20 protein-coding genes and 1 CRISPR repeat array are annotated in these 19,489 nt (G+C 68.4%); of the genes, 2 read left to right on the top strand and 18 right to left on the bottom strand.

From position 1 onward, the window contains the following. Positions 1-79: 79 nt before the first annotated feature. Both SK095_RS06000 and SK095_RS05995 read left to right on the top strand, forming a co-directional pair. Entirely contained in the window at positions 80-892 is an 813-nt protein-coding gene (locus SK095_RS06000; protein ID WP_320548240.1) for an aldehyde dehydrogenase family protein, read from the top strand. Positions 893-1,053: 161 nt separating this feature from the next. Further along, positions 1,054-1,701: an AAA family ATPase gene (locus SK095_RS05995; RefSeq protein WP_320548239.1), complete on the top strand. Its 648-nt coding sequence runs from the start codon at positions 1,054-1,056 to the stop codon at positions 1,699-1,701. Between the two features lie 447 nt (positions 1,702-2,148). On the opposite strand, the gene SK095_RS05990 is transcribed toward SK095_RS05995, so the two are convergent. The 18 genes from SK095_RS05990 to csx2 form a co-directional block, all read right to left on the bottom strand. Next, a complete protein-coding gene (locus SK095_RS05990) occupies positions 2,149-2,865 on the bottom strand; it encodes a GTPase family protein (protein ID WP_320548238.1) in 717 nt (238 codons plus the stop codon). Further along, complete coding sequence (locus SK095_RS05985) at positions 2,865-3,743, bottom strand: GTPase family protein (RefSeq protein ID WP_320548237.1); 879 nt, start codon at positions 3,741-3,743, stop codon at positions 2,865-2,867. The genes SK095_RS05990 and SK095_RS05985 overlap by 1 nt, the downstream gene beginning before the upstream one ends. 85 nt (positions 3,744-3,828) lie before the next feature. Continuing rightward, on the bottom strand, positions 3,829-4,347 hold the full coding sequence (locus tag SK095_RS05980; protein WP_320548236.1) for a GreA/GreB family elongation factor: 519 nt from the start codon (positions 4,345-4,347) through the stop codon (positions 3,829-3,831). 30 nt (positions 4,348-4,377) lie between these two features. Beyond that, the gene (locus SK095_RS05975; protein ID WP_320548235.1) at positions 4,378-5,109 is read right to left on the bottom strand and encodes a hypothetical protein; all 732 of its coding nucleotides are present in this window, start codon (positions 5,107-5,109) and stop codon (positions 4,378-4,380) included. A gap of 119 nt (positions 5,110-5,228) precedes the next feature. Next, the gene (gene csm6 / locus SK095_RS05970; protein WP_320548234.1) at positions 5,229-6,482 is read right to left on the bottom strand and encodes a CRISPR-associated ring nuclease Csm6; all 1,254 of its coding nucleotides are present in this window, start codon (positions 6,480-6,482) and stop codon (positions 5,229-5,231) included. 77 nt (positions 6,483-6,559) lie between these two features. Beyond that, complete coding sequence (locus tag SK095_RS05965; protein WP_320548233.1) at positions 6,560-7,192, bottom strand: DUF4870 domain-containing protein; 633 nt, start codon at positions 7,190-7,192, stop codon at positions 6,560-6,562. Between the two features lie 30 nt (positions 7,193-7,222). Beyond that, positions 7,223-7,516 carry a hypothetical protein gene (locus SK095_RS05960; protein WP_320548232.1) on the bottom strand — a complete coding sequence of 98 codons (294 nt, stop codon included), beginning with the start codon at positions 7,514-7,516 and terminating at the stop codon, positions 7,223-7,225. Between the two features lie 16 nt (positions 7,517-7,532). Beyond that, positions 7,533-7,871, bottom strand: coding sequence for a DUF805 domain-containing protein (locus tag SK095_RS05955; RefSeq protein WP_320548231.1), 339 nt, complete (start codon positions 7,869-7,871; stop codon positions 7,533-7,535). Positions 7,872-7,914: 43 nt separating this feature from the next. Next, on the bottom strand, positions 7,915-8,553 hold the full coding sequence (locus SK095_RS05950) for a hypothetical protein (RefSeq protein ID WP_320548230.1): 639 nt from the start codon (positions 8,551-8,553) through the stop codon (positions 7,915-7,917). A 100-nt stretch (positions 8,554-8,653) separates the two neighbouring features. Beyond that, complete coding sequence (locus SK095_RS05945) at positions 8,654-9,223, bottom strand: lecithin retinol acyltransferase family protein (RefSeq protein WP_320548229.1); 570 nt, start codon at positions 9,221-9,223, stop codon at positions 8,654-8,656. 56 nt (positions 9,224-9,279) lie between these two features. Further along, a complete protein-coding gene (locus SK095_RS05940) occupies positions 9,280-9,402 on the bottom strand; it encodes a hypothetical protein (RefSeq protein ID WP_320548228.1) in 123 nt (40 codons plus the stop codon). Positions 9,403-9,493: 91 nt separating this feature from the next. Then, positions 9,494-9,718 carry a hypothetical protein gene (locus tag SK095_RS05935; protein WP_320548227.1) on the bottom strand — a complete coding sequence of 75 codons (225 nt, stop codon included), beginning with the start codon at positions 9,716-9,718 and terminating at the stop codon, positions 9,494-9,496. A gap of 169 nt (positions 9,719-9,887) precedes the next feature. After that, positions 9,888-10,553: direct repeats of the CRISPR family, unit length 37 nt; unit sequence GTCTTAATCCCCTACGAAGCGGGGTAGTCCGTCGGAC. Between the two features lie 94 nt (positions 10,554-10,647). Continuing rightward, positions 10,648-11,937, bottom strand: a complete 1,290-nt coding sequence (locus SK095_RS05930; RefSeq protein WP_320548226.1) for a hypothetical protein — start codon at positions 11,935-11,937, stop codon at positions 10,648-10,650. A gap of 14 nt (positions 11,938-11,951) precedes the next feature. Further along, on the bottom strand, positions 11,952-14,663 hold the full coding sequence (locus SK095_RS05925; protein WP_320548225.1) for a hypothetical protein: 2,712 nt from the start codon (positions 14,661-14,663) through the stop codon (positions 11,952-11,954). Between the two features lie 697 nt (positions 14,664-15,360). Further along, positions 15,361-16,404: a PP2C family serine/threonine-protein phosphatase gene (locus SK095_RS05920; RefSeq protein WP_320548224.1), complete on the bottom strand. Its 1,044-nt coding sequence runs from the start codon at positions 16,402-16,404 to the stop codon at positions 15,361-15,363. Between the two features lie 35 nt (positions 16,405-16,439). Beyond that, positions 16,440-17,429 (bottom strand): hypothetical protein, encoded by a 990-nt coding sequence (locus SK095_RS05915; RefSeq protein WP_320548223.1) that lies wholly within the window; start codon positions 17,427-17,429, stop codon positions 16,440-16,442. Between the two features lie 56 nt (positions 17,430-17,485). After that, entirely contained in the window at positions 17,486-18,151 is a 666-nt protein-coding gene (locus SK095_RS05910; protein ID WP_320548222.1) for a vWA domain-containing protein, read from the bottom strand. 135 nt (positions 18,152-18,286) lie between these two features. Next, positions 18,287-19,444: a TIGR02221 family CRISPR-associated protein gene (gene csx2, locus SK095_RS05905; RefSeq protein ID WP_320548221.1), complete on the bottom strand. Its 1,158-nt coding sequence runs from the start codon at positions 19,442-19,444 to the stop codon at positions 18,287-18,289. Positions 19,445-19,489 lie beyond the last annotated feature (45 nt).

The raw sequence follows: 19,489 nt of genomic DNA, 5'->3' as shown, positions 1-19,489 counted from the left end.
GCGAGCAGGAGATCTACGACTACACCCGAGCCTTCTGCGACGCCACCGACCTGGCCGTAATGCTGTTCCCCATCCCGCTGTGGGGCTTCGAGCGCGTGCATCCGCAGGGCATGTCGCCGGCGCTGATCCGCTACCTGCTCGACGACTGCCCGAACATCGTCGCCATCAAGGCCGAGCAGGGTTTCCCGCACGTGGCTGGCCTGATCGAGACCTACCACCGCTTCGGCAGCGAAACCATCATCAGTTGCCCGATCGAGAGCGACGTGATCCCGCTGATGAAGTTCATGGACCTGCAGTTCTCGGGTACCAGCTACACGCAGTGGATGGGCGACTACTTCCCGAAGGTCTTCCAGCTGGCGAAGAACGGCCAGTGGCAGGAGGCCATGGACCTGTACTGGCAGGTGCAGCCGGCGCGCTGCTGGCCGAGCTGCCGGTGTGCAAGAAGGCCGAGACCGAGTTCGCCATCGAGGCCGCCGACCGAGCCCTCCGCGCCTGGAGCCAGACCACCGCCAAGCACCGCTCCGAGGTGGTCAACCGCTGGTACCAACTGGTGGTGGAGCACAAGGAAGACCTAGCCACCCTGATCACCCTGGAGGAGGGCAAGCCGCTGAGCGAAGCCCGTGGCGAGATCGACTACGCCGCCTCCTTCCTGCAGTGGTTCGCCGAGGAAGCCAAGCGTGTGCGCGGCGACGTGATCCCGGCGACCAAGCCCAGCCAGCGCATCCTTGCCGGCGGCCGCCGCCACGCCCTGGGCGGCGCTTTCTTCGAGCCGACCGTGGTCGCCGACTGGCTGCCCACGGCGACAAGCCCGGCGTGGAGGAACCCCGCCGGATCGTCGAGCAGGTGCTCAGGCTGCACGAAGAAGGCCTGCAGCCAACGCTGCGGCGTATAGAACAGCTCGGCGGCGGCAGTGAAGTGGGGCGGGCGATCTGGGAACGCTATCCGGGCTGGTGAGATGCATCGGCCTGCGGGTCCGGGGCAGCAAGCTTGCCAATCGGTTGCCATGCTGGCACGGCCAGCAAGATGTGCACATGCAGCCATTCGGAGAGAGCAGTGCCTGTGTACATCGCCATCGAAGGCCCCAAGGGGGTTGGCAAGAGCACTCTGGTGGAGCGGTTGCGCGCCTATGGCGTATCCGTGGCCCTGCTGTGCCCGACCCGGCCGATTCCGCTGCCGCATCCCCTGGAGGAGCTGGCCGCCAACAGCGACGACGATGCCCTGCGCGAGCAGCTGTATGCGGCGCGCTCCAACCACCATGCCGCCCATGTGGAGCGGCAGGTGGACCTGATTCTGGGGGATCGCAGCATCCTGACCAGCTACGCCACCCGCTGGGAGCGCGCGCCGGCCGGGGAGAAGCGCCAGTGGATCGAGCGGGTGAATATCCTGGAGCACCTGATCGGCCTGCCGGATCACGTGATCCAGCTGCAGGTGCCGCAGGCACAGTTGCTGGCGCGCCTGCAGGCGCGCTGCGAGCGCAGCTACGGCCGGCACGACGAGACGCCGGAGCGCATCCGCGCCATGCAGGCGGCCTACCGGGAGCTGCGCGAGCGGGGGAACGAACTGGGGCTGGGCAGGATCGTCTGGCGCGACGTCGACGCCAGCGCCACAGCCGAGCGCGTGCTGGCGCGGGTGGTGGTGAGGATTCTGGAGATTCTGGCCCGGGCAAGGCTGCTGCGTCCTGCACAGCGCCGGGTGGGGTGAGCGGTCGGTAAAGCAAAACGCCGAGTGGGCTGGCCTGCTCGGCGTTTTTGGCGTTGTGGCGTTGGGCTGGTGCAGTCCTTCGGGCCGACGACTTCGGCGACTGCGTCGAGGGCCAGTTGTCTTAAACCCCCTGCAAGGCGGGGTAGTCCGTCGGACACCACCTGTACCACCACTAAACAGCACTGAGATAGTCTTAATCCCCTACAAGGCGGGGTAGTCCGTCGGACTCTACCGGCAAAAAAATCCCTTGTAAATCAGGATGTTGCACAGGGCAAAATGCTGATCGTTTTTTGATCAAAAAGTTGATGAAAATTTGATCAATCATCCGCCTCGATCCGGGCTGGCAAAGGGCTACAGGGACAGGGTGGAAGCATAACGCCCTGCCTGGAACGGCGCGACCGCTTGCCGCCTGATCGCGACAGCCGGGCTGCGGGCATGGTGTGAGGGTCAGAAGGCCACCCCGGGGCTGCAGGCCAGCAGGCGGGCGATTTCCTGGCTGAGCGCATCGAGGTTCCAGCCGGTCGCCGCGCTGCAGGGCACGATGCGCGGCATCTCGGGAAACAGCCGGCGCAGGTCGGCCGCCTTGCGCTCGATGTTCTGCAGCTGCTCGTGGCTCGGCATGACGCTGGCGCGGCGCTGCAGCGGCTCGATCTTGTCGCAGCCGTTGAGCGCGAGGATGACCTTGCGCTGCTGGCTGGCGCAGTCGAACAGCCGGGCGAAGGCCTGCTGGTCGATGCTGTAGTCGCGGCAGTCGGCGCGCAGGGTGTACACCACCACATCGGCCTTGGCGAGTATCTGCCGGTACAGCGCCAGGTACTCGGCATCGCGCTGCTGCGACTCGCCCAGCCCCGGCAGGTCGGCCAGCGACAGGAAGTTGCCGGGGCGGATGGCGTATTCCACGCTCTGCGCCACCCGCGTGCAGGCCTCCACGTCGCTGGTCGCCATCGCCGGCAGGCCGCTCAGGGCGTTGACCAGCGAGGACTTGCCGTAGCCGCTCTTGCCGAGGAACACCACCTGCAGGTCGTGGGAGTGGCTGGCGCCGTCGTTGCGCCGCCAGTACCGCCAGTCCTGGGCGGCGATCCGCGCATGCTGCAGGCGGGCGAAGGCCGGCTGGCGGCGCACGAGTTCGCCGAGGGTGCCTTCATGGCGGACATGCACCTGCATCAGAACCAGCTCCCGATCCAGTCGAACACGCGGACGATGGCCTTGGCGACGAACTTCACCGGCGCCGGCAGCGGCAGGGCGTCGATCACCGTGCCGAGGGTTTCGGCCACACCGCTGCGCGCCTGTTCGCGGGCGGCCTGCGAGCGGTACTCCTCCTGCACCTCGCGCAGCACGCTGACGCGCTTCTCCGCCGGCAGCTCATGGATCACCCGGTCCACCAGCTCGACCAGGCCGTAGCGCTCGTTGGCCGACACGGCGAGCACCTGGTTCAGCGGCAGGCCGAAGAAGCCGGCCACCGAACGGCGCTTGTCCTCGATGTTGGCGGCCTGGCGCGGGCCGGGCTGGCGAGCCTGCTCGTCCCACTCGCGGAACGGCTCGACCTTGTCCACCTGGTTGAGGACGATGAAGAACGGCTTGCCGGCCTCCAGGTAGGGCTTGACCAGGCGCTTGTAGAAGTCCTCGTCGGAAGCCAGCGCGCGGTCGTCGGCCTTGATCACCCAGAGCACCAGGTCGAGCCTGGGCAGCCAGTCGCGGTACAGGGCGTCGTACTCGGCATCGCGCCGGTCGCTCTCGCCGACGCCGGGCACGTCGAGCAGCTTCATGCCCTTCTGGCCGACGTTCAGCGCGACTTCCTGAACCGTGCGGGTGCAGGCACCGACATCGCTGATCGGACAGATGTCGCGGCCGAACACGGCATTGCACAGGCTGGACTTGCCGGCGCCGGTCTTGCCGAACACCCCGACCAGCGGCTCGTAGCCGCGGATGCGTTCGAGCCGGTCGGTGATGGTACGGCGGTGTTCCGCGGGCAGCTGCAGGCCCTGGCGGGCGAGCGCGTCGAACAGCTGCTCGGACTGCTGCGGGGACGGGGTGTGGGTCATGCTGACTCTCCTCGGGGTGGTGTCTGAACGTGATTGCAGGATGCCGCAGGGGTGCCGGCCGGTGCCGCCGGCAAGCTTGTCGTGCTCACGGCGCGTCCGGGTGGCGGGGGTGCAGGGCGACGATTTCCAGGTCGACCAGCGCCTCGCCCAGCTGCACTTCCTCGGCGTACTCGCCGACCTTGAGGCCGAACAGGGCGGCGCCCAGCGGCGCGTCATAGGCCACGCAGGCGCGCTGCGGGTCGCTGTCGCCGTGGCCGCCGATCTCCCAGGTTTCCTCAGCGGCAGGGCCGTCGTCGCCCCAGCGCACGAAGGTCACCAGGCTGCCGACGGCGACCTCGGCGGTCGGCCGCTGGCCTTCGACGATCTCGACGACCCGGCCCAGGGCGAGCATGTCGTTGAGCTTCTTGATCTCGCGGTTGCAGTTGGCCTCCATCTGCTGGGCGCGGTTGAACTCCGGGTTGTCGTGCCAGCCGTCGCCGGACAGCTCGAAGGCCACCTGGCGCTGGGCGCGGATGTCCTCGTACTCGTCGAGCTTGCGCACCAGGCGCTGCTGCAGACGGGCGAAGCCGGCCGGGGTGAGGGTGACGGACAGAACATCGCTCATGCGGGTACTCCTGTGGGGATGGTGGGATGGTCAGGCGGCGAGGGCCGGGAACAGGCCGGCCAGGGCGGTGAAGTGGCCGATGCCGGCGCGCAGCTCGGCCACGCTGAGGCGGCGCGCGGCCACTTCCGGCAGCAGGCCTTCGCGGCCGGCGATCAGCCGGGTGTGGCCGGCAACCGCCGGGCCGGAGCACATCAGGGTGGCGACCAGCTGGCGGCCGTGGCTGCAGATGCGGTGCAGGGTGGCCGGCGGCAGCGCGTAGTGGCTGCCGGCGCTGCGGCTGTTGCGCTCGACCAGCCGCAGCGGGGCGCTGTGCAGCGGGATGGCGCGTGCCGGCTGGCCGTCGACGGCGGCCTGGTAGCGGTACTCGCCGGCCTGAAGGTCGAACTGCTCGTCGTTGGCGGCGTCGGCCCAGATCTCGCTGTGCAGCGAGCCGGCGAGGATGGTCGAGGCGATGCTCCAGCGGTGGTCGTGGATGTTCTCCTCGCAGCTGGCGCCGGGCAGCCACAGGTGCAGGCGCAGCTTGAAGCCGCGGTCGAGCAGCACGACCTTGAGGAAGCCGTTGCCGTGGCGGTAGGAGCGCGCGGCGACCTGGGCGGCGAAGACGTCGTCGGTCAGCAGGGCCTCGCAGAGCGCCGCCTGCCAGTCCGCCGTTGCGGTGTCGGCCAGCAGCGCGGCCAGCGCCTCATCGGCACTGCCGCTGTGCTGCAGGTGGGCAGCGATCTGTACGGAGAGGGACTGCAGGACGGCGGGGGTGTGGGGCATTGCGGCAACCTTCGTGGCTTCGGGGTGAGGCCATGATGAAGGTGCGCAGGAGGGGTTCCGGTTTTGGCAAGCTTATGAGGGGCGGCCCGGCGTGTGCCGGGCCGCACGGTGGGGGAGTGTCAGGAGATCGCGTCGCGCTCGCGGATTTCGACCAGCGTGATGCTGCCGACCGGCAGCGGAATGCCATAGCCACCGCCCTTGGCCTTGCCGGTCTGGTCGAGCCGCTCGCCGGCATCGTCCCAGATGAGTTCTGGGGTCAGCCAGTTGCTGACGCGCTCGGTGAGTTTTTCCTTGAACAGCTTGCTCAGCTCGCTCTTGCGCTGGTCGAACCAGGTGTAGGTGAGCGGAGATAGCAGCGCGTTGAGCGTACTGTCCTTGAAAAGGCCGCGCAGCGATTGGATGCTGGTTTCGAGCGAGGCGCTGGCCGGCTGCTCGTGCAGGGCCAGCAGTTCGCGGAGCACCAGGTCACGCAGGACCTCGCCGGCGGCGCGCGCATATTCGCCGGAAGGGCGATACAAGGTGCTTTTGCCCTCCAGGGTGGCGCGCGCCATGACGGCGTAGAACGCGAGCGCCAGAAGTCCGGGCTTGAAGGTGAATGACAGCGAGCCTGGCATATCGCTGACGATGATCGTCTGTTCGGGCAGATCGATGCGCAGGCACAGCTCCTCGGGCAGCTCGCCCAGGTTGATGAGTCGCACCAGCTCGCGGAAGTGCACGGCGCCTCCGCTCTGCGGCAGCAGCTCCGGCAGGTCATGGCGATGGCGCACGAACGGGATCGGCGCCAGCGTGACCTCGGCATCGCCCGGCATCAGTGGCATGCCATCGGCAGTGAACAGCGGCTTGCCATCGTAGCCGTGCAACTGGCCTTGCTTCAGGCTCGGATACCAGAAGTCGCGCAAGCTCTCGTAACCCTTGCTGATCAGCACATGACTCAGGCTGTCCTGCCGGCGCCCGAACAGGCTCATGGCATAGCCCAGATAGAAGGTCATGGTCTTGCGCCCGCCGGCCAGCGAGGCATGCACCGTCTGCTGATCATCGGCAGTCAGGTCGCGGACCCGGGTCATGATGAAGTTGGCCAGCGCCTCGTGGTCTTCGAGGCTGCGCGCATCGTCCACGTCCTGGCCTTTGGCGCCCGGCACCACTTCGATATGGCCGGTGTCGAAGGCGGGTTGCGGCCTGGCGATCTCATCGCACAGGCGAGCCAGGTGGCCCTCATCCAGCAGCCCCTTCTCGGCGCGGGCCTTGCCCACGGTGGTGGTGACCAGGCGGATCTCGTCCGGCCAGGTCAGGCCCTCCTTATGGATGGCATACAGGGTTTCGGTGACCACCTGAGGCGATTCGCCGGTGGTGGCGAGGAGGATGTGCTTTCCCATGAGATTCCTTTCGATTCCTTGTGGATGATGGCGGGCAGATCAACCGGCCCGCCGCGACGGAGTGAATGCTGCGCTGCTCATGTCCGGGCGCGCCAGGTGCGGTGGACCTCCCGGAGATTGAAGCCGAGGCCGGCCAGCCAGACCGGGATGGTCAGCGCGGCCAGCAGCGGGTGCAGCTGCGGCAGCTGGAAAGTGACCAGCAGGGCGACGGTCCAGATGGCCTGGAACTCCAGGGCGCGCCGGGCTTCGGTGCGGATCGCCTCTGCGCCTTTCCGGACCCGCAGCCAGTTCGCCAGGGTCAGCAGTGCGCCGCTGACCGGGACCAGCCAGGTGGTGAGGCCGAGTGCATGGGCCAGCACGCCCTGCCTGCCGGCGCCGCTGGAGGCCGGCAGCGCGACATTCTGGTCGTCTCTAACCAGCAGCGGACTCGGGCTGGCTTGCTGAGCCGGGCGGGAACGCAACAGGCGAAAGAGCAGGACGATGATCGCCGCGCCAGCGAGCATCAGCAGCAGGTTGGTCAGCAGGTGCTGGCCGAAGCGGTAGGTGCTCAGCCACTTCGCCGACTCGAAGAACGCCACCGCGGCCTCGACGACCAGGCTGCCGGCGAGCGACAGGATCAGCAGGCGGTTCCAGCGCTGCGCCGGACCGCAGAGCAGGCCGATGAGCAGGGCGGCGATCAGTGCAAGAGGGAGTCCCGGGTTGTTCAGCATCTTTCCTTCCTTGTAGGGCGAAATCGGGTGTCAGTGTGTCAAGGCGGTGCGGTACAGCTCGGTCCAGGCCTGCCACTGGCTGCCTGCGAAGCTGCCGGCGAAGGCGCAGTAGCCGAGGCCGAAGGTGTCTGCCAGTGCCGTGGCCCCGCAGCGCATCAGCCAGCGTTGCAGTGCTGCCGCGCTGGTCATGCCGAGCATCAGCCAGAGCAGGAGTCCCGGCGGGTCGATGCCGTCGCGCCGCAGGGCGATGGCGCTGAGCAGGAACATTTGCAGGGCGAACCAGCCGAGCAGCAGGCGGGCTGGCGCCGGTCCGGGTCTGATCAAGGGTGCCTCCTCCTGCTCAGACCCGGCAAGGGCCATGGTCGTTGGTGGCCGGATAGCTGGGCTGGCACATGTAGATGAGCAGCCAGAACAGGCCGATGACATTGACGTAGGGAAGGAACAGCATGATCAGCCACTTGCGCGAGATTTCCGCATCGTTGAGGCGCTGGCACATGGCGAATCCGGTGAGGACGAGAAACACCAGGAAGGCCGCCGCGTTGAGGACGGGAATGCCGTGCACCAGGTAGGTGAGCATGGCGTTGACCAGGGTGAAGGTCCAGAACTCATGGCGGCTCATGCGCTGGTTGTAGTAGCCGGCTTGCCGCAGCTGGTCGAAGTAGGTGGTCGTCGGTGGCATGTGCTGTTCTCCCCGGGAGGCTGGTGGTGTCGAGGCGGGCGATTCAGCGGCCCAGCAGGCGACGCAGGGCGGCGGGGCCGCGGCAGAGCCAGGCGGCAATCGGGCGCAGCGGGTTGGCCATGAGGATGCGCTCGTGTTCGGCATCGACATGCCGGGCCCATTGCAGCGCCTCCTCGACGCGCCGCGCCGAGGTCTGCAGCTCCTCCGGGCTGGCGACCGGTGCCCGCTGCTGCGCGTAGACCATGACGCCCTCCATGTGGATCAGCCCGTTCGACAGGGCGATGCAGCGCAGGCGGACCACGCCGTTGGCGCCCTGCGAGCTGGCGAAGTCCATCAGCATCTGCCGCGCCTGGTCGCGCAGCGGCGCCCTGGCCCAGCAGGGCGCGCTGTAGGCATGGAGGATCTCGGCGTCGCGCAGATGCTCCTGCTCGGTCATCCGGAAGCGCTCCGGGTCGACCCACATCTCGCTGCAGTCGGCGATCACGCTGATGTTCCTCGCCGCCGGCCCGCGTGCTGTGGCGACAGCCTCGAAGCCCACACGGAGCTGGCCGGCGGGTTCGATGCCGTCCTGGATGTCGCCGGTGCGGAAGTAGTACTTCTGCCCGTCGTCGCCCTTGATGAAGCCATAGCCCTTGCCGGGGACATGGATCGCGATCATCCCTTCGCGGTATGCGGTGCTCATCGGTTGCCTCGGACTCCGTTGCTGTCGTGGGGCTAGTGTGGGGGCAAGGCAGGCCGCCTTCGGGGTCGGCAAGCTTGTCGACAACCGGTGTGGGCGGATTTCACGCCTCGATGCGTTCGCGCAGCGCCCAGTAGCCGGCACCGGCGACAGCCAGGATGGCGGTACCGCCGGCCACCCAGGGATTGCCGAGGGCGACCCGGCCCGCGCTTTCGGCTAGCCTGCCCGCCGCCTGCAGCAGACCGCGCCCGGCCGCGCTGCGCGCCAGGGCCAGACCGGCACCGGTGGCACCCACCCGCGCTACCGTTTTGGCCGCGTTGCGTACCTGCTCGCTGGTTTCCTCTCCGGTGCAGCACCAGGTGGCGAAGTGCTCGCAGTTGCGCAGCCACAGGCTGTAGTCGTCCTCGCCCAGGCGGCTGCGGGCGCGCGCCATCACCTGCTCGGCGCTGTAGCGACGGCCGGGGTGCTGGCGCACCTGCACGGGCTGGCCGGCGGCGAACTCCATCAGGGTGATCCGCTCCACCTTGCGGCTGCCGCCACCGCTGAAGCCGTTGGCATAGCCGGCGTAGTGGATCACCTCGTCATGGCCCATGTAGATGCCGTGGTGGGTGTAGTGGCGGCCGGTTTCGCCGATCAGCGACCGGTGGACGAAGAGGTGATCGCCCTTGCGCATCTGCGTGCTCTCCTTGCTGCGAATGGTGATGGGGGAGGAATGGTCGGCGTGCGCTCTCAGGGCGCCCTGCGTGCCCGCTCGCGGTCCAGTTCCCGCTCGAGGTTCTTGCCCTCGGCGGCCTTGGTGGCGATGACGCCGCCAATCACCATGCCCAGGACGAGGAAGGCGAGCTCTTTCATGGCGTGTACTCCGGTGGTCTGTGGGCTGGGGCAAGTATGGCGGTGGCGCCGGATCGGGCCGACGTTCGCAAGCTTGTGTCGGCGCGGGGCCTCAGCCGTAGTGGCCCTCGAACCAGCCCTCGTCGGGGCCGCCCAGCAGTTCTTCCCACGCCTCGTGGTCGAGGCCGTCGAGCCAGTCGCTGTCCTGGCTTTCCGGCGCTGCGCCGTCGCTGGATTCGGCGCGCACGGGGGCGCTGCACTGGCGCAGGCGCTCTTCCCAGAGACGCTGCGCCTCGGCCCGGCCGAGGTGGTTGAGTCCTGCGCAGAGTTGGTTCATCGGCGTGCTCCTGTCGTCGTGGGGAATGGCGACAGTGTGCCGTCGTGGCGGGGGTGGCAGTCGGGAGGCAAGCTTGTGAGGGGCGATGCGGGGGGAGGGTGGCCCGCTCCGGGGTGGGCTGCTCACAGGGTGGTGCGGGGGAAAGGCGGCGTGAGGCGGAAACGCAAATGCATTTACTCCCTGCGAAGCGGGGCAGTCCGTCGGACTCAACACCCAGAACGCGGCAGTTCGCAGTCGCTTGTCTTAATCCCCTACGAAGCGGGGTAGTCCGCCGGACCGTCAATCCTGCGGTAGTGGGTGCCGGCGGCAAGTCTTAATCCCCTACGAAGCGGGGTAGTCCGTCGGACGGAACCTTGTAGGGGACACGCTGACTGAGGGGGTCTTAATCCCCTACGAAGCGGGGTAGTCCGTCGGACCAACGATGTAGCCGGCATGGTCAGCGAAGGTGTCTTAATCCCCTACGAAGCGGGGTAGTCCGTCGGACGCCAGGGCCGCAACAGCACCATGAACCGCCTCACGTCTTAATCCCCTACGAAGCGGGGTAGTCCGTCGGACGGCCGGGCAGGCCGTGGATCGCCTCGCCCTTGAGGTCTTAATCCCCTACGAAGCGGGGTAGTCCGTCGGACAGTGTGAGTAGGTCGTGGAGAACCGACTGCCGTGTCTTAATCCCCTACGAAGCGGGGTAGTCCGTCGGACCCGATCCTTCGGCCATCCAAGCGTTGGTCTCGAGTCTTAATCCCCTACGAAGCGGGGTAGTCCGTCGGACCATTGCCGCGTCTTCATCGCCGAGGTGACTGCGTCTTAATCCCCTACGAAGCGGGGTAGTCCGTCGGACTCTAGCGATCCAAAAATCCCTTGTAAATCAGTATTTTGACCATGGCAAAACGCTGATCGTTTTTTGATCGAAAAGTTGATGAAAATTTGATCAATCACTGTCCGCCCCGGCCGGCGACAAAATCCAGCAGCTCGGCCTTGCCGGTGCAGAGGATCACGCTGTTGGCCTTGCAGCGCAACTGGAAGCTTTCCCAGCGTCCTTCGCCGCGCAGGCGGCGCTGCAGCAGCGGGCCGAGCAGCAGGCTCTTGCGGGTGCGTCCGAAGCGGTCGCCGAGGCTGGACACCTGCTGCTCCAGTTCGGCCGGCGAGCCGCCCGGCGGCAGGCCTGCCTTGGCTTCGACCAGCGAAGTGATGCTGCGGTAGTGCACCAGCAGGTCGGCCTCGCGCTGGCTGCTGCTGTTGCCGGGCACGAGGCCGCTCTTCAGGTTGAGGGCGATGGCCTCGTGGGGAGTCCCCGCCTCGCGCAGCCAGCGGTAGGCCAACTGCTCCAGCCAGGTGCCGCTGATCCAGGCACGCAGATCCTTGGCCAGCTTGTGGGCGCCATTGCCCGGCAGGGTCAGGGTTTCGCCATCCCAGTGCAGGCAGTCCGGGGCCAGGGCGCGAAAGCGCTCCAGCCAGGCGAGCAGCCCGTCCGGGCAGCTCCGGCCGGCGAGAAACTCGCGCCACGGCAGGGTCAGCAGGTTGCAGACATAGGCCGGCTCCTTGCTCTCCTCGCTCCACAGCCACTCCAGGCGCTCGAACAGCAGGAGCAGGTCCGCATCCTCCCCGGCCAGCGCTTGCCAGAGCGTCTCGGCCAGTTGCAGGCTGGCCTCGGGATGCCGGCTGGCGATGCGGCTGGGCTTGCCGATGTGCACGTCGTTGCCGTGCAGCAGCGCCACCTCCAGCGGCGACACATCCGGCACCGGCAGCCGGGGCAGGGCATGGAAGTCCAGTCCCGGCCGTTCCCCGGCGGATTCCGCGCGCAGCACCTGCAGCTCGCGGCGGCCCTGGGCGCGGTAGTCCACGCTCTGCCAGCGGCAGCCATGCAGCAGCGCCACCGCCATCGCCTTGGTTCCGCCGGTGAGGTTCAGCCGCGCCTCCTTGCTCTCCCGTGCGAGCCCGTGCAGGCGCGGCAGCAGGACGTCCCGCACCCACTGCTGGCCTTGCAGCAGGTCGTCGCCGTCCAGCGGCTGGCCGGTTTCGCTCTGGTGCAGCATGTGCACGCGGATGCCGGCCAGGTTGCTCTCCAGGCGTTGGCGCAGGCGCTGCGCCCCGGCGATGAAGCCATCGCTCACCACCAGCAGTGCGTCGCTAGGGCGGCGCAGCAGGCAGGCCTCCAGCTCCGGCAGGTTGTAGCTGGAGACCAGGCAGACATAGGCCATCGGCTGCAGGGCGGGGCTGTCCATGGCGGGCTCCCGGCTCAGTGGAAGTTGAAGGGCAGGCACTGGCGCAGCGCCGCGAGGATGGCGTCACGCGCCAGCGGTCCGGCGCTGGCGAACTGCGCCAGGGCCGCATGCGGTGCGTGCAGCAGGCGCTGACGCAGCTGCTCGCGGGCCTGCGCCGAGCTGTGCTCGACCTGCTCCAGGCCGAGCGCGCCGGCCAGGGCGCGCAGCACTTCGGCCATCCAGTGCAGGGTGGCGCCGTTGTCTGCGTCGGCGCAGGCGTCGATGGCCGCCTGCAGGCGCTCGCCGGCCTGGCGTGCCTGTCCGGCGTCGTGCAGCAGCCAGGCGCGGTAGGCTTCGATCAGCGGCCAGGGATGATCGTCGCCGCTCTGCCATTGCTTCTGCTGCTGCAGGTAGCTGGCCCGCGCCGCACCGGCGGCGTCGGGGAAGGTGACCAGTGCGCGCAGCCACAGGTGATGGGGGTAGCGGAGCCCCTGGCCGGAGCAGGCGAGGCTGCGGCTGATCTCCGCGGCATCGTGCTTGCCGAGCTGGGCGCCGAGGTGCCGGCACAGCGCGTCGAGCAGCTGCTGCGGGTCGTGGTCGGGCGCATCCATGCCGGCGGTCAGCCGGTAGCTGGTGGTCTGGGCCATCTCGCGGGCTGCCTGCGCCGGGTCGGACAGCCGGGCGAAACAGGCCAGCGCACGCTCGAAGTGCTCGATGGCCGGCCCGGGCTCCGCGCTGAAGGCACAGAGCTGGCCGAGCGTCGAATGCAGCTTGGCATGGTTGAGCAGACCCGGCACGGCGACCGGCTGCGCGAGCCACTCCTCGATGGCCGCACGCAGGGCGTCGAACTCGAAGTTGTTGGCGGTGCTGACGGCCAGGCGCAGGATGGCTTCGCAGGCTTCGGCCGGCGCCTCGTCGCGCAGCTGGCCGGCCAGTTGCAGGCAGGTCAGGATGCGCTGCCGGTTGACCAGCCCGCGATGGTTCTCGGCGGCCAGACGCGCGGTTTCCAGCTGCAGGCGCTGGGCCGCCGGCAGGGTCAGGCCGGCCGGGCTGCAGTGCTCCAGCCAGGCCAGTGCGTGCCCCAGGCTGTCGAGGTGGTACTGCTTGAGGCGCTGGCGCTGGCGCACCTCGTCCAGATAGCCCTGCCAGATGCCCGGGTGCTCGTGCACGCGCTCGCCGAGGCGGGCGAGGAAGTGGCCGAGCAGGCCGCCGGCCGGTTCGCTGGCGGCAGCCGAGCACAGCTCGTACCAGTCGGCAGGTGCCAGCGGGCGGGTGCTGCTGAGCGCCAGGTACAGGCGCTCCAGGGCGTGATCGCCGGGGCGCAGCAGGCAGCGCCCGGCCAGTGCCGACTTCTTCAGGCGGTCGCGGCTTTCCGCCGCCTGGCTGCCCCAGGTGAAGGCCAGCGCGTCGACGTAGCCGTTGAGCGGGTGCTGCTTGTCCATGAAGCTCAGCGACAGGTGCAGGCCGGCGTGGCGCTGCGGCTCCAGGCGGCGCAGCTCGCCTTCCAGGGTCTCGGCCAGGGCGCGCAGGCTGTCGCGGAGCTGATAGCCGACGTTCTGCTCGATCCGTACATCCACCCGGCACGGCTGGCCGGCCTCGATCGGCAGCTGCAGCAGCACCCAGCGCACCAGCTGCTGGACATGGCCGATCCAGTGGCTGGTGTGCACGGCCGGGTCCTGCACGGTGAAGCCGAAGATGCCGATGGGCGCGTGCAGCAGCCGCTGCAGGGCCTCGTCGACCTGACGGGCCGGTGCGCTGGTGGCATGGAAGCCCCTGGCCAGCGGCGGCAGGCTGACGCCCTCGGGCAGCGCCAGCGCGACCAGGCGGCCGAGCTTGCTGTCGGTGCTGTTGAGGGCATCGGCCTGCTCGTCGAACAGCACGCCGGTTTCGTCGATGCATACCTGCCAGGCGCTGGCCGGGGGCAGGTGGCGCAGGCTGTTGGGGTGATGGCCGTCGACCAGCTCGACCGGCTGCAGGGACGAGACATAGGCGCGCTGGCCGGCGTGGCGCTGCTGCAGGCCCTGGCGGCGCTCGCGCCACTTCTTCAGGGTCACCTGCAGGTGGCCGCGTACCCGCTCATGGTTGCCGGCGCAGGCCTGCTCGATCCAGGCCTCCACCTCGGCATCGCCGGCGCGATCCAGCTGGCGCAGCAGCGCGCCGGCCAGTTCGCAGGCCAGCTCGCCATTGCGGCGGGCCTTGGCGACGATGTCCGGCAGGCCGGGGTTGCGCGCGGCACGGCTCCAGGCTTCCTCCTCGATCTCGTCGAGCTGGCGGCGGTTTTCCGGCTTGTCGCTACCCCAGGAGGCGTACAGGAAGCTCTTGCCGATCAGGTCCTTGTCCGGCCAGTCGCACAGGATGCCGGAGGCGCGCTCGACCGGACGGGCTGCCGGCGCCGGGCTGGCGCTCGCTCCGGGCTGTTCGCTGGCGGCGGGAGTGGGCTCTGCGGATGGGATCGGTGCCGCGCTGGCGTCCGGCTGATCCGCCTGGGCGAGATCCTGCCACTGTGCGTCGGCATGGCAGAAGTACCACGGCCGGGCCTGCGGAAAGGCCCGCGCCGCCAGCAGCCAGACCTGCGGCGGCGTGAGGTCGCTGCCCAGCAGGCAGTCGACCCCCGACAACCGGTCCAGCGCGGCGGCGATGCGGACAGGGTCGTGCCAGTCGGACTCGCCGAGATCGAGCGGCTGCGCTGCGGCGATGTCGTCGGGCAGGCGGTCAGGGCAGGCGGGCAGCAACAGGCTGATGGGCATGTGAGTTCCTTTCTTCATCCGGGTCGAGGCGGCCAGCGCACAGGCTGCCGTTGGCCGGCGCTACTTTACCGGGGCCGCCGGGGAAAATCCCGCGTGGCTATGGTGGAGCCGGGCGCCGCTGGCAGAGCGCAGTCTGGCAGGGCGGGAGAAGAAGGTGGGGGAGGCAAGTTTGCCTTGCCTTCTTAGGTAGGCGAACGGAGGTGAGGTAGTCCGTCGGACCTATGACCAATACCTTACTGGCGACATCTGGGGGTCTTAATCCCCTACGAGGCGGGGTAGTCCGTCGGACAAAGCAAATATTCGACATGGGCAGCAAAGTGCGCGTCTTAATCCCCTACGAGGCGGGGTAGTCCGTCGGACCTACAGGAGTTGTCGAACGGACTATTGAGCAATGTCTTAATCCCCTACGAGGCGGGGTAGTCCGTCGGACAACAGCTTCGCTCTGTGAGCTGAGACTCGTAGCGTCTTAATCCCCTACGAGGCGGGGTAGTCCGTCGGACTCTAGCGGCAAAAAAATCCCTTGTAAATCAGAACCTTGCACAGGGCAAAAGGGTGATCGTTTTTTGAACAGAAAGTTGATGAAAATTTGATCAATTCCTGCGTTCCCGAGCGGGGCAAGCGCCGGTGATGCGGCCCTTGCCGGTGCAGAGTGTCATCCTGCGCGCCTGGCTGCGCAAGCCCTTGCCGTCGCCCGGCCTCACCCGGCGGGCTGCGGCTCGCTCGCCATCGCGATCTCGCTGGCCAGCAGGGCGATGCTGCAGTCGTCGCCACTGGTGCCGCTGCAGAACGCCTCGCTGTAGAAGCTGCGGGTCAGGTCGCGGCGCGGCAGCTTGCCCTGGCGCAGGGCCTCCAGCCAGTGCCCGAGCTGCCTGGCGACGCGGCTGCCATCCTGGGCGATCAGCTTCTCGGCCGCGCCGTCGCTCATGGCGGCCAGGCCGGTGATGTCCCGAAGCTCGAGCAGGCCGCTCTGCACGTCGGCAGGGCTGAGCCGGTCGTCGATGAACTGGGTGGTGTTGGCGAACTCGCCCTTGCCCGGCGCGCCCAGGGTGTGCAGCTCGGCCTGCAGGCTGCCATCGGCCTGCCGGCTGCGCCGCTCGAACACCAGCGCGCCGTCGCCGATCTTCAGCCACAGCGCCCGTGCCGTGCCGGCGACGATCAGCAGCAGGGTGCAGCGGAAGTCCCGCGCCGGGCGGCGGTGCTGCTCGGCCAGGTCGTCGAGTACGCCCCTGGCATGCTTGACCAGCAGCAGGGAGAAGTTGCGCGCCTGCAGGTCGTGGCTGTCCGGCTCCTGCGCGGTGACCGGCCCATCGAGCAGGCCGGCGACCTGTTTGTCGAGGGTGTGCAGGAGGCGAGCCGTGGCGCCGACCACGGCCTGGGCGCCGACTTCGGACAGGGCGGCGCTGCCGGCGCCATCGGCGACCAGCAGGGTGGGGCGCGGCTGGCAGCGGCCGAGTGCGGCATCCTGGCAAGGCAGCGGTGGGTTGGCGTTGCGGTGCGACAGGCCGACGACGGCTTCGTGCACGGACTGCCAGCTGCGCTGGTCGTTCAGCAGCAGGGCCGGCGGGAGCGGCGCAGGGGGTGCCTCAGGCTCCGCCTGCTGCAGGACGGTGGCCGGCGCCTGGGTGGCGGGGTCCGCCTGTTCTGTGCTGTCTGCCGGCGGTGTCGGCATTGCAACGGTCCGGGCGTTCATTTTCTGAGCCTTGCGCCGGCCGCGCAGGCGTTGGGGGAGTTGGTCGGTCATGGCAGGCTTCCTCGGGGTGACTGATCGGATGCTGTTCAGGCGTGGCTGCGGCTGCCGCGGTAGGCCTGGGGTTTCGGCTGGGGCGGCTTGATGTCGGTGGCATGCCAGCCCTTGTCCATCTCCCGCTGGTAGAGGCTCAGGGCCTCGTGCCACTCGGCCGGAGTGGGGCGGCGCTCCGGGTGATCCGCGCCTTCGCTGAAGGTCTGGATGAACAGCGTCTTGAGCCGGTGCGGCATGTGGCTCCAGATGTTGTACCAGTGCCCCCTGGGGATGCCCCGGTTGCCGATGCCGTAGGCGAAGTCGCCGCGGCAGAGGTTCTGCACCGGGTCATCGCCACCGACGATGTCGTAGGGGTGACGGCCCAGCATCAGCACCTTGAACAGGATGATGGCCAGGGAGAACGCCTCGCTCTGCGGGGTGCGGACCAGTTGCTCGAAGGGCTGGTTCTGCTGCTCCTTGGCGGTCATGTCGGCGCTGCCGACCGGGCAGGGGTAGTGCCTGCCGGCGATGCGGATCTGGTAGCTGTCGCAGTCGATGAAGCTGACGGCGTCGCTGTCGGGGTCGCAGAGGAAGTTGTTGAGGTTGTAGTCGCCGACCATGACCTGCTGGGCATGCAGGGCCTGCACCTGGCTGGTCAGGGCGCACAGGTAGCCGACCAGGCGGCGGCGGTCCAGGCCGGGGAAGTGCTTCTGGTAGAGCAGGGCATGGGCCAGCTTGAACATCGGCACGCCCTTGCCGCGGTACATGCAGTAGCCCACCCAGTTGCGCTGCTCGTCGAAGGCATGGATCAGCGGCCAGGCGAGGTTCCGGTCCTGGCGCAGGGCGGCAAGGCTGCGCATGGCCTCGATCTTGGCCTGCAGGGCCGCACCGCGCCTGGCCAGATGGGCCGGGTGGTAGCGCTTGAGGAGAACCTCCGGGCGATCGCGCAGCGGGTAGATCTCACCTTCGCCGCCCTGGGCCAGCTTGTCGCCGAGGATCTGGGGCTGGTGGTTCAGGTCGTAGACGGTCGAGTGGGCATGGCTCACGGCAACGGTTCCTCGTGGCGGGGCGGACGGATGGACTGGGAGAGCGGCGTGGCCGCTCAGATGCTGGCCCAGCCGTCGATGGCCGGCAGCACGACGCCTGCCGTGGTGGATGCCGAGGCCGAGACGCGGCTCATGCTGGCCGACAGCCACTGGAAGAACGCGGCGAAGTTCAGGCCCTCGAGCCTGAGCGCCGGGCGGTTGCTGAACTGGCCGAGGACCTGCATGTCGGCATCGTTGACGCCGACCATCAGCGACACCAGCTTGCGCTGTTCGGCCATGCTGCGCGCCCGTTGTGCGGCGGCCTGCCAGTCGTCGGTCGGGACGCCGTCGCTGATCACCACCAGCCAGGGCTGGTAGTAGGCCACGCCGTTCTGGCGGTACTCGGCCTTGCGCTGTTCGAGCATGTCCAGCCCGCGCGTCACGGCCTCGCCCAGCGGCGTCAGGCCACTGGCCGAGAAGGGCGCGCAGCTCTCCAGGTGCATGGCGGTGGTGAAGGGCAGGGCCTGCTGGACACGGCTGCCGGCGGTGAGCACGGCCAGCTCGACGGAGCAGGCGGCCACTTCATCGGCATTGAGCTCGGCGATGAACTGCTGCAGGCCGCTGTTGAGCTGGGCGATGGGGGCGCCGGACATGGAGGCCGAGGTGTCGAGCACGACCAGGCAGGGGCAGCGCGGCGACGGGTTGTCGATCAGGTCGGTGGCGTGAATCAGCGGGTAGTGCATCCCGGTATCTCCTTCGTGGCCTGGGGCAATGTGCTGTCGGTGGCCAGTATGGGGTGAAGGAGTGGGAGTGCTTCTGCAGGCAAGCTTGTCAGGTTGTAGAGCGGAAAGCCCCACCCCGAAGGGCGGGGGAGAGTGTCACTGTTCCGTGGCCTTGCTGAGTTGCTCCAGCCGGCTTTTCAGCCGTTCTTCGCTCTGCAGGTGCTGGGCGGTGTAATTGCCCATCGGGCGGATGCCGTGGCACAGGCTGTTGCGCAGGTATTCCAATTCCTTGCTGTCCTCGCCGCGCTCCAGCTCATAGGCGCGCTTGCGGTCGGTGAAGTCGTTGCTGTCCCAACCGCGCAGCAGAGTGGCCCGGGTGATGTTGGATTCGTACAGATAGGTGGCTGCCCGCAGGTAGTCGCCCCGCTCGAGGTAGGCATTGCCGAGCGCCCGCTCCCAGTCGCTGCGGTTGCCCTTGCGGAACCAGCTGATGCGGCGGGCTAGGGTGTCGCGGAACAGCCGGCCCAGCGCGCCGCCATGATTCTTCACCGACTCGATCACGCTGCCCAGCTTCTGCTGGGCCTGCACCGGGTTGCCGGTGCGTTCGTAGAAGGAGGCCTGTCTCAGCAGGGCGGCCTGCCGGCTGTCCATGCCATCGGCCTCCAGCAGCGGGGCGAACACCCCGTAATCGCCATCCTTCTCGTAGGTGGCCAGCGACTCCACCCAGTCGAGCATGTGCAGCAGGCTGCCCAGCCTGAGCACCGGGGTTTCGCCGGCCGCGCTCATCTCCAGTGCGCCGTAATACAGCTCCTCGACCTGGACCTGACGCACACGGGCCAGGTAGCGGGCGGCGACCAGCGCCAGCATGGGCAGGTGGCGGAAGCCGTGGGTGACGTCGATCACCACCGACTCCCGTTCGGCAATCACGCTGGCCAGCGCCTGCAGGATGGCCACCTGTTCGTCCGCGTTGCGGGCATAGGGGATCAGCAGGCAGGTCACCGGCCGGCCGAGCTGCCGGCTGAGGTGGGGCTCGCAGCTGGTGAGCAGCGCCTGGGTGACGGACTCCTGTTCGACCGCCTCCATCAGTTGCAGCACCGTTTCGTCGGCGGCGGCCTGATGCTGCAGCAGGACATCCCATATGCTGCCGGCCGTACCGGCCACCACCAGCCGCTGCGGCTGGATCTGCCGGGCCAGCGCCAGGCCGAAGAAGGGTTCTTCGCGCACGCTGCCATCGTCGAAGCGGTAGCGTGCCGTCTTATAACCGGTTTCCGGGTCGTGCTTGCCCTTGCCGAGCAGGCTGATGAGGGTGGTCATGGGGGCTCCGTGTAGGCGGCTCCGGTCATGGGGCCATGACCGGAG

Origin of the sequence: Pseudomonas sp. AN-1, assembly GCF_034057115.1 — a bacterium.
Classification (GTDB): Bacteria; Pseudomonadota; Gammaproteobacteria; order Pseudomonadales; family Pseudomonadaceae; genus Geopseudomonas.
This window is presented reverse-complemented; position numbering and strand designations above follow the sequence as displayed.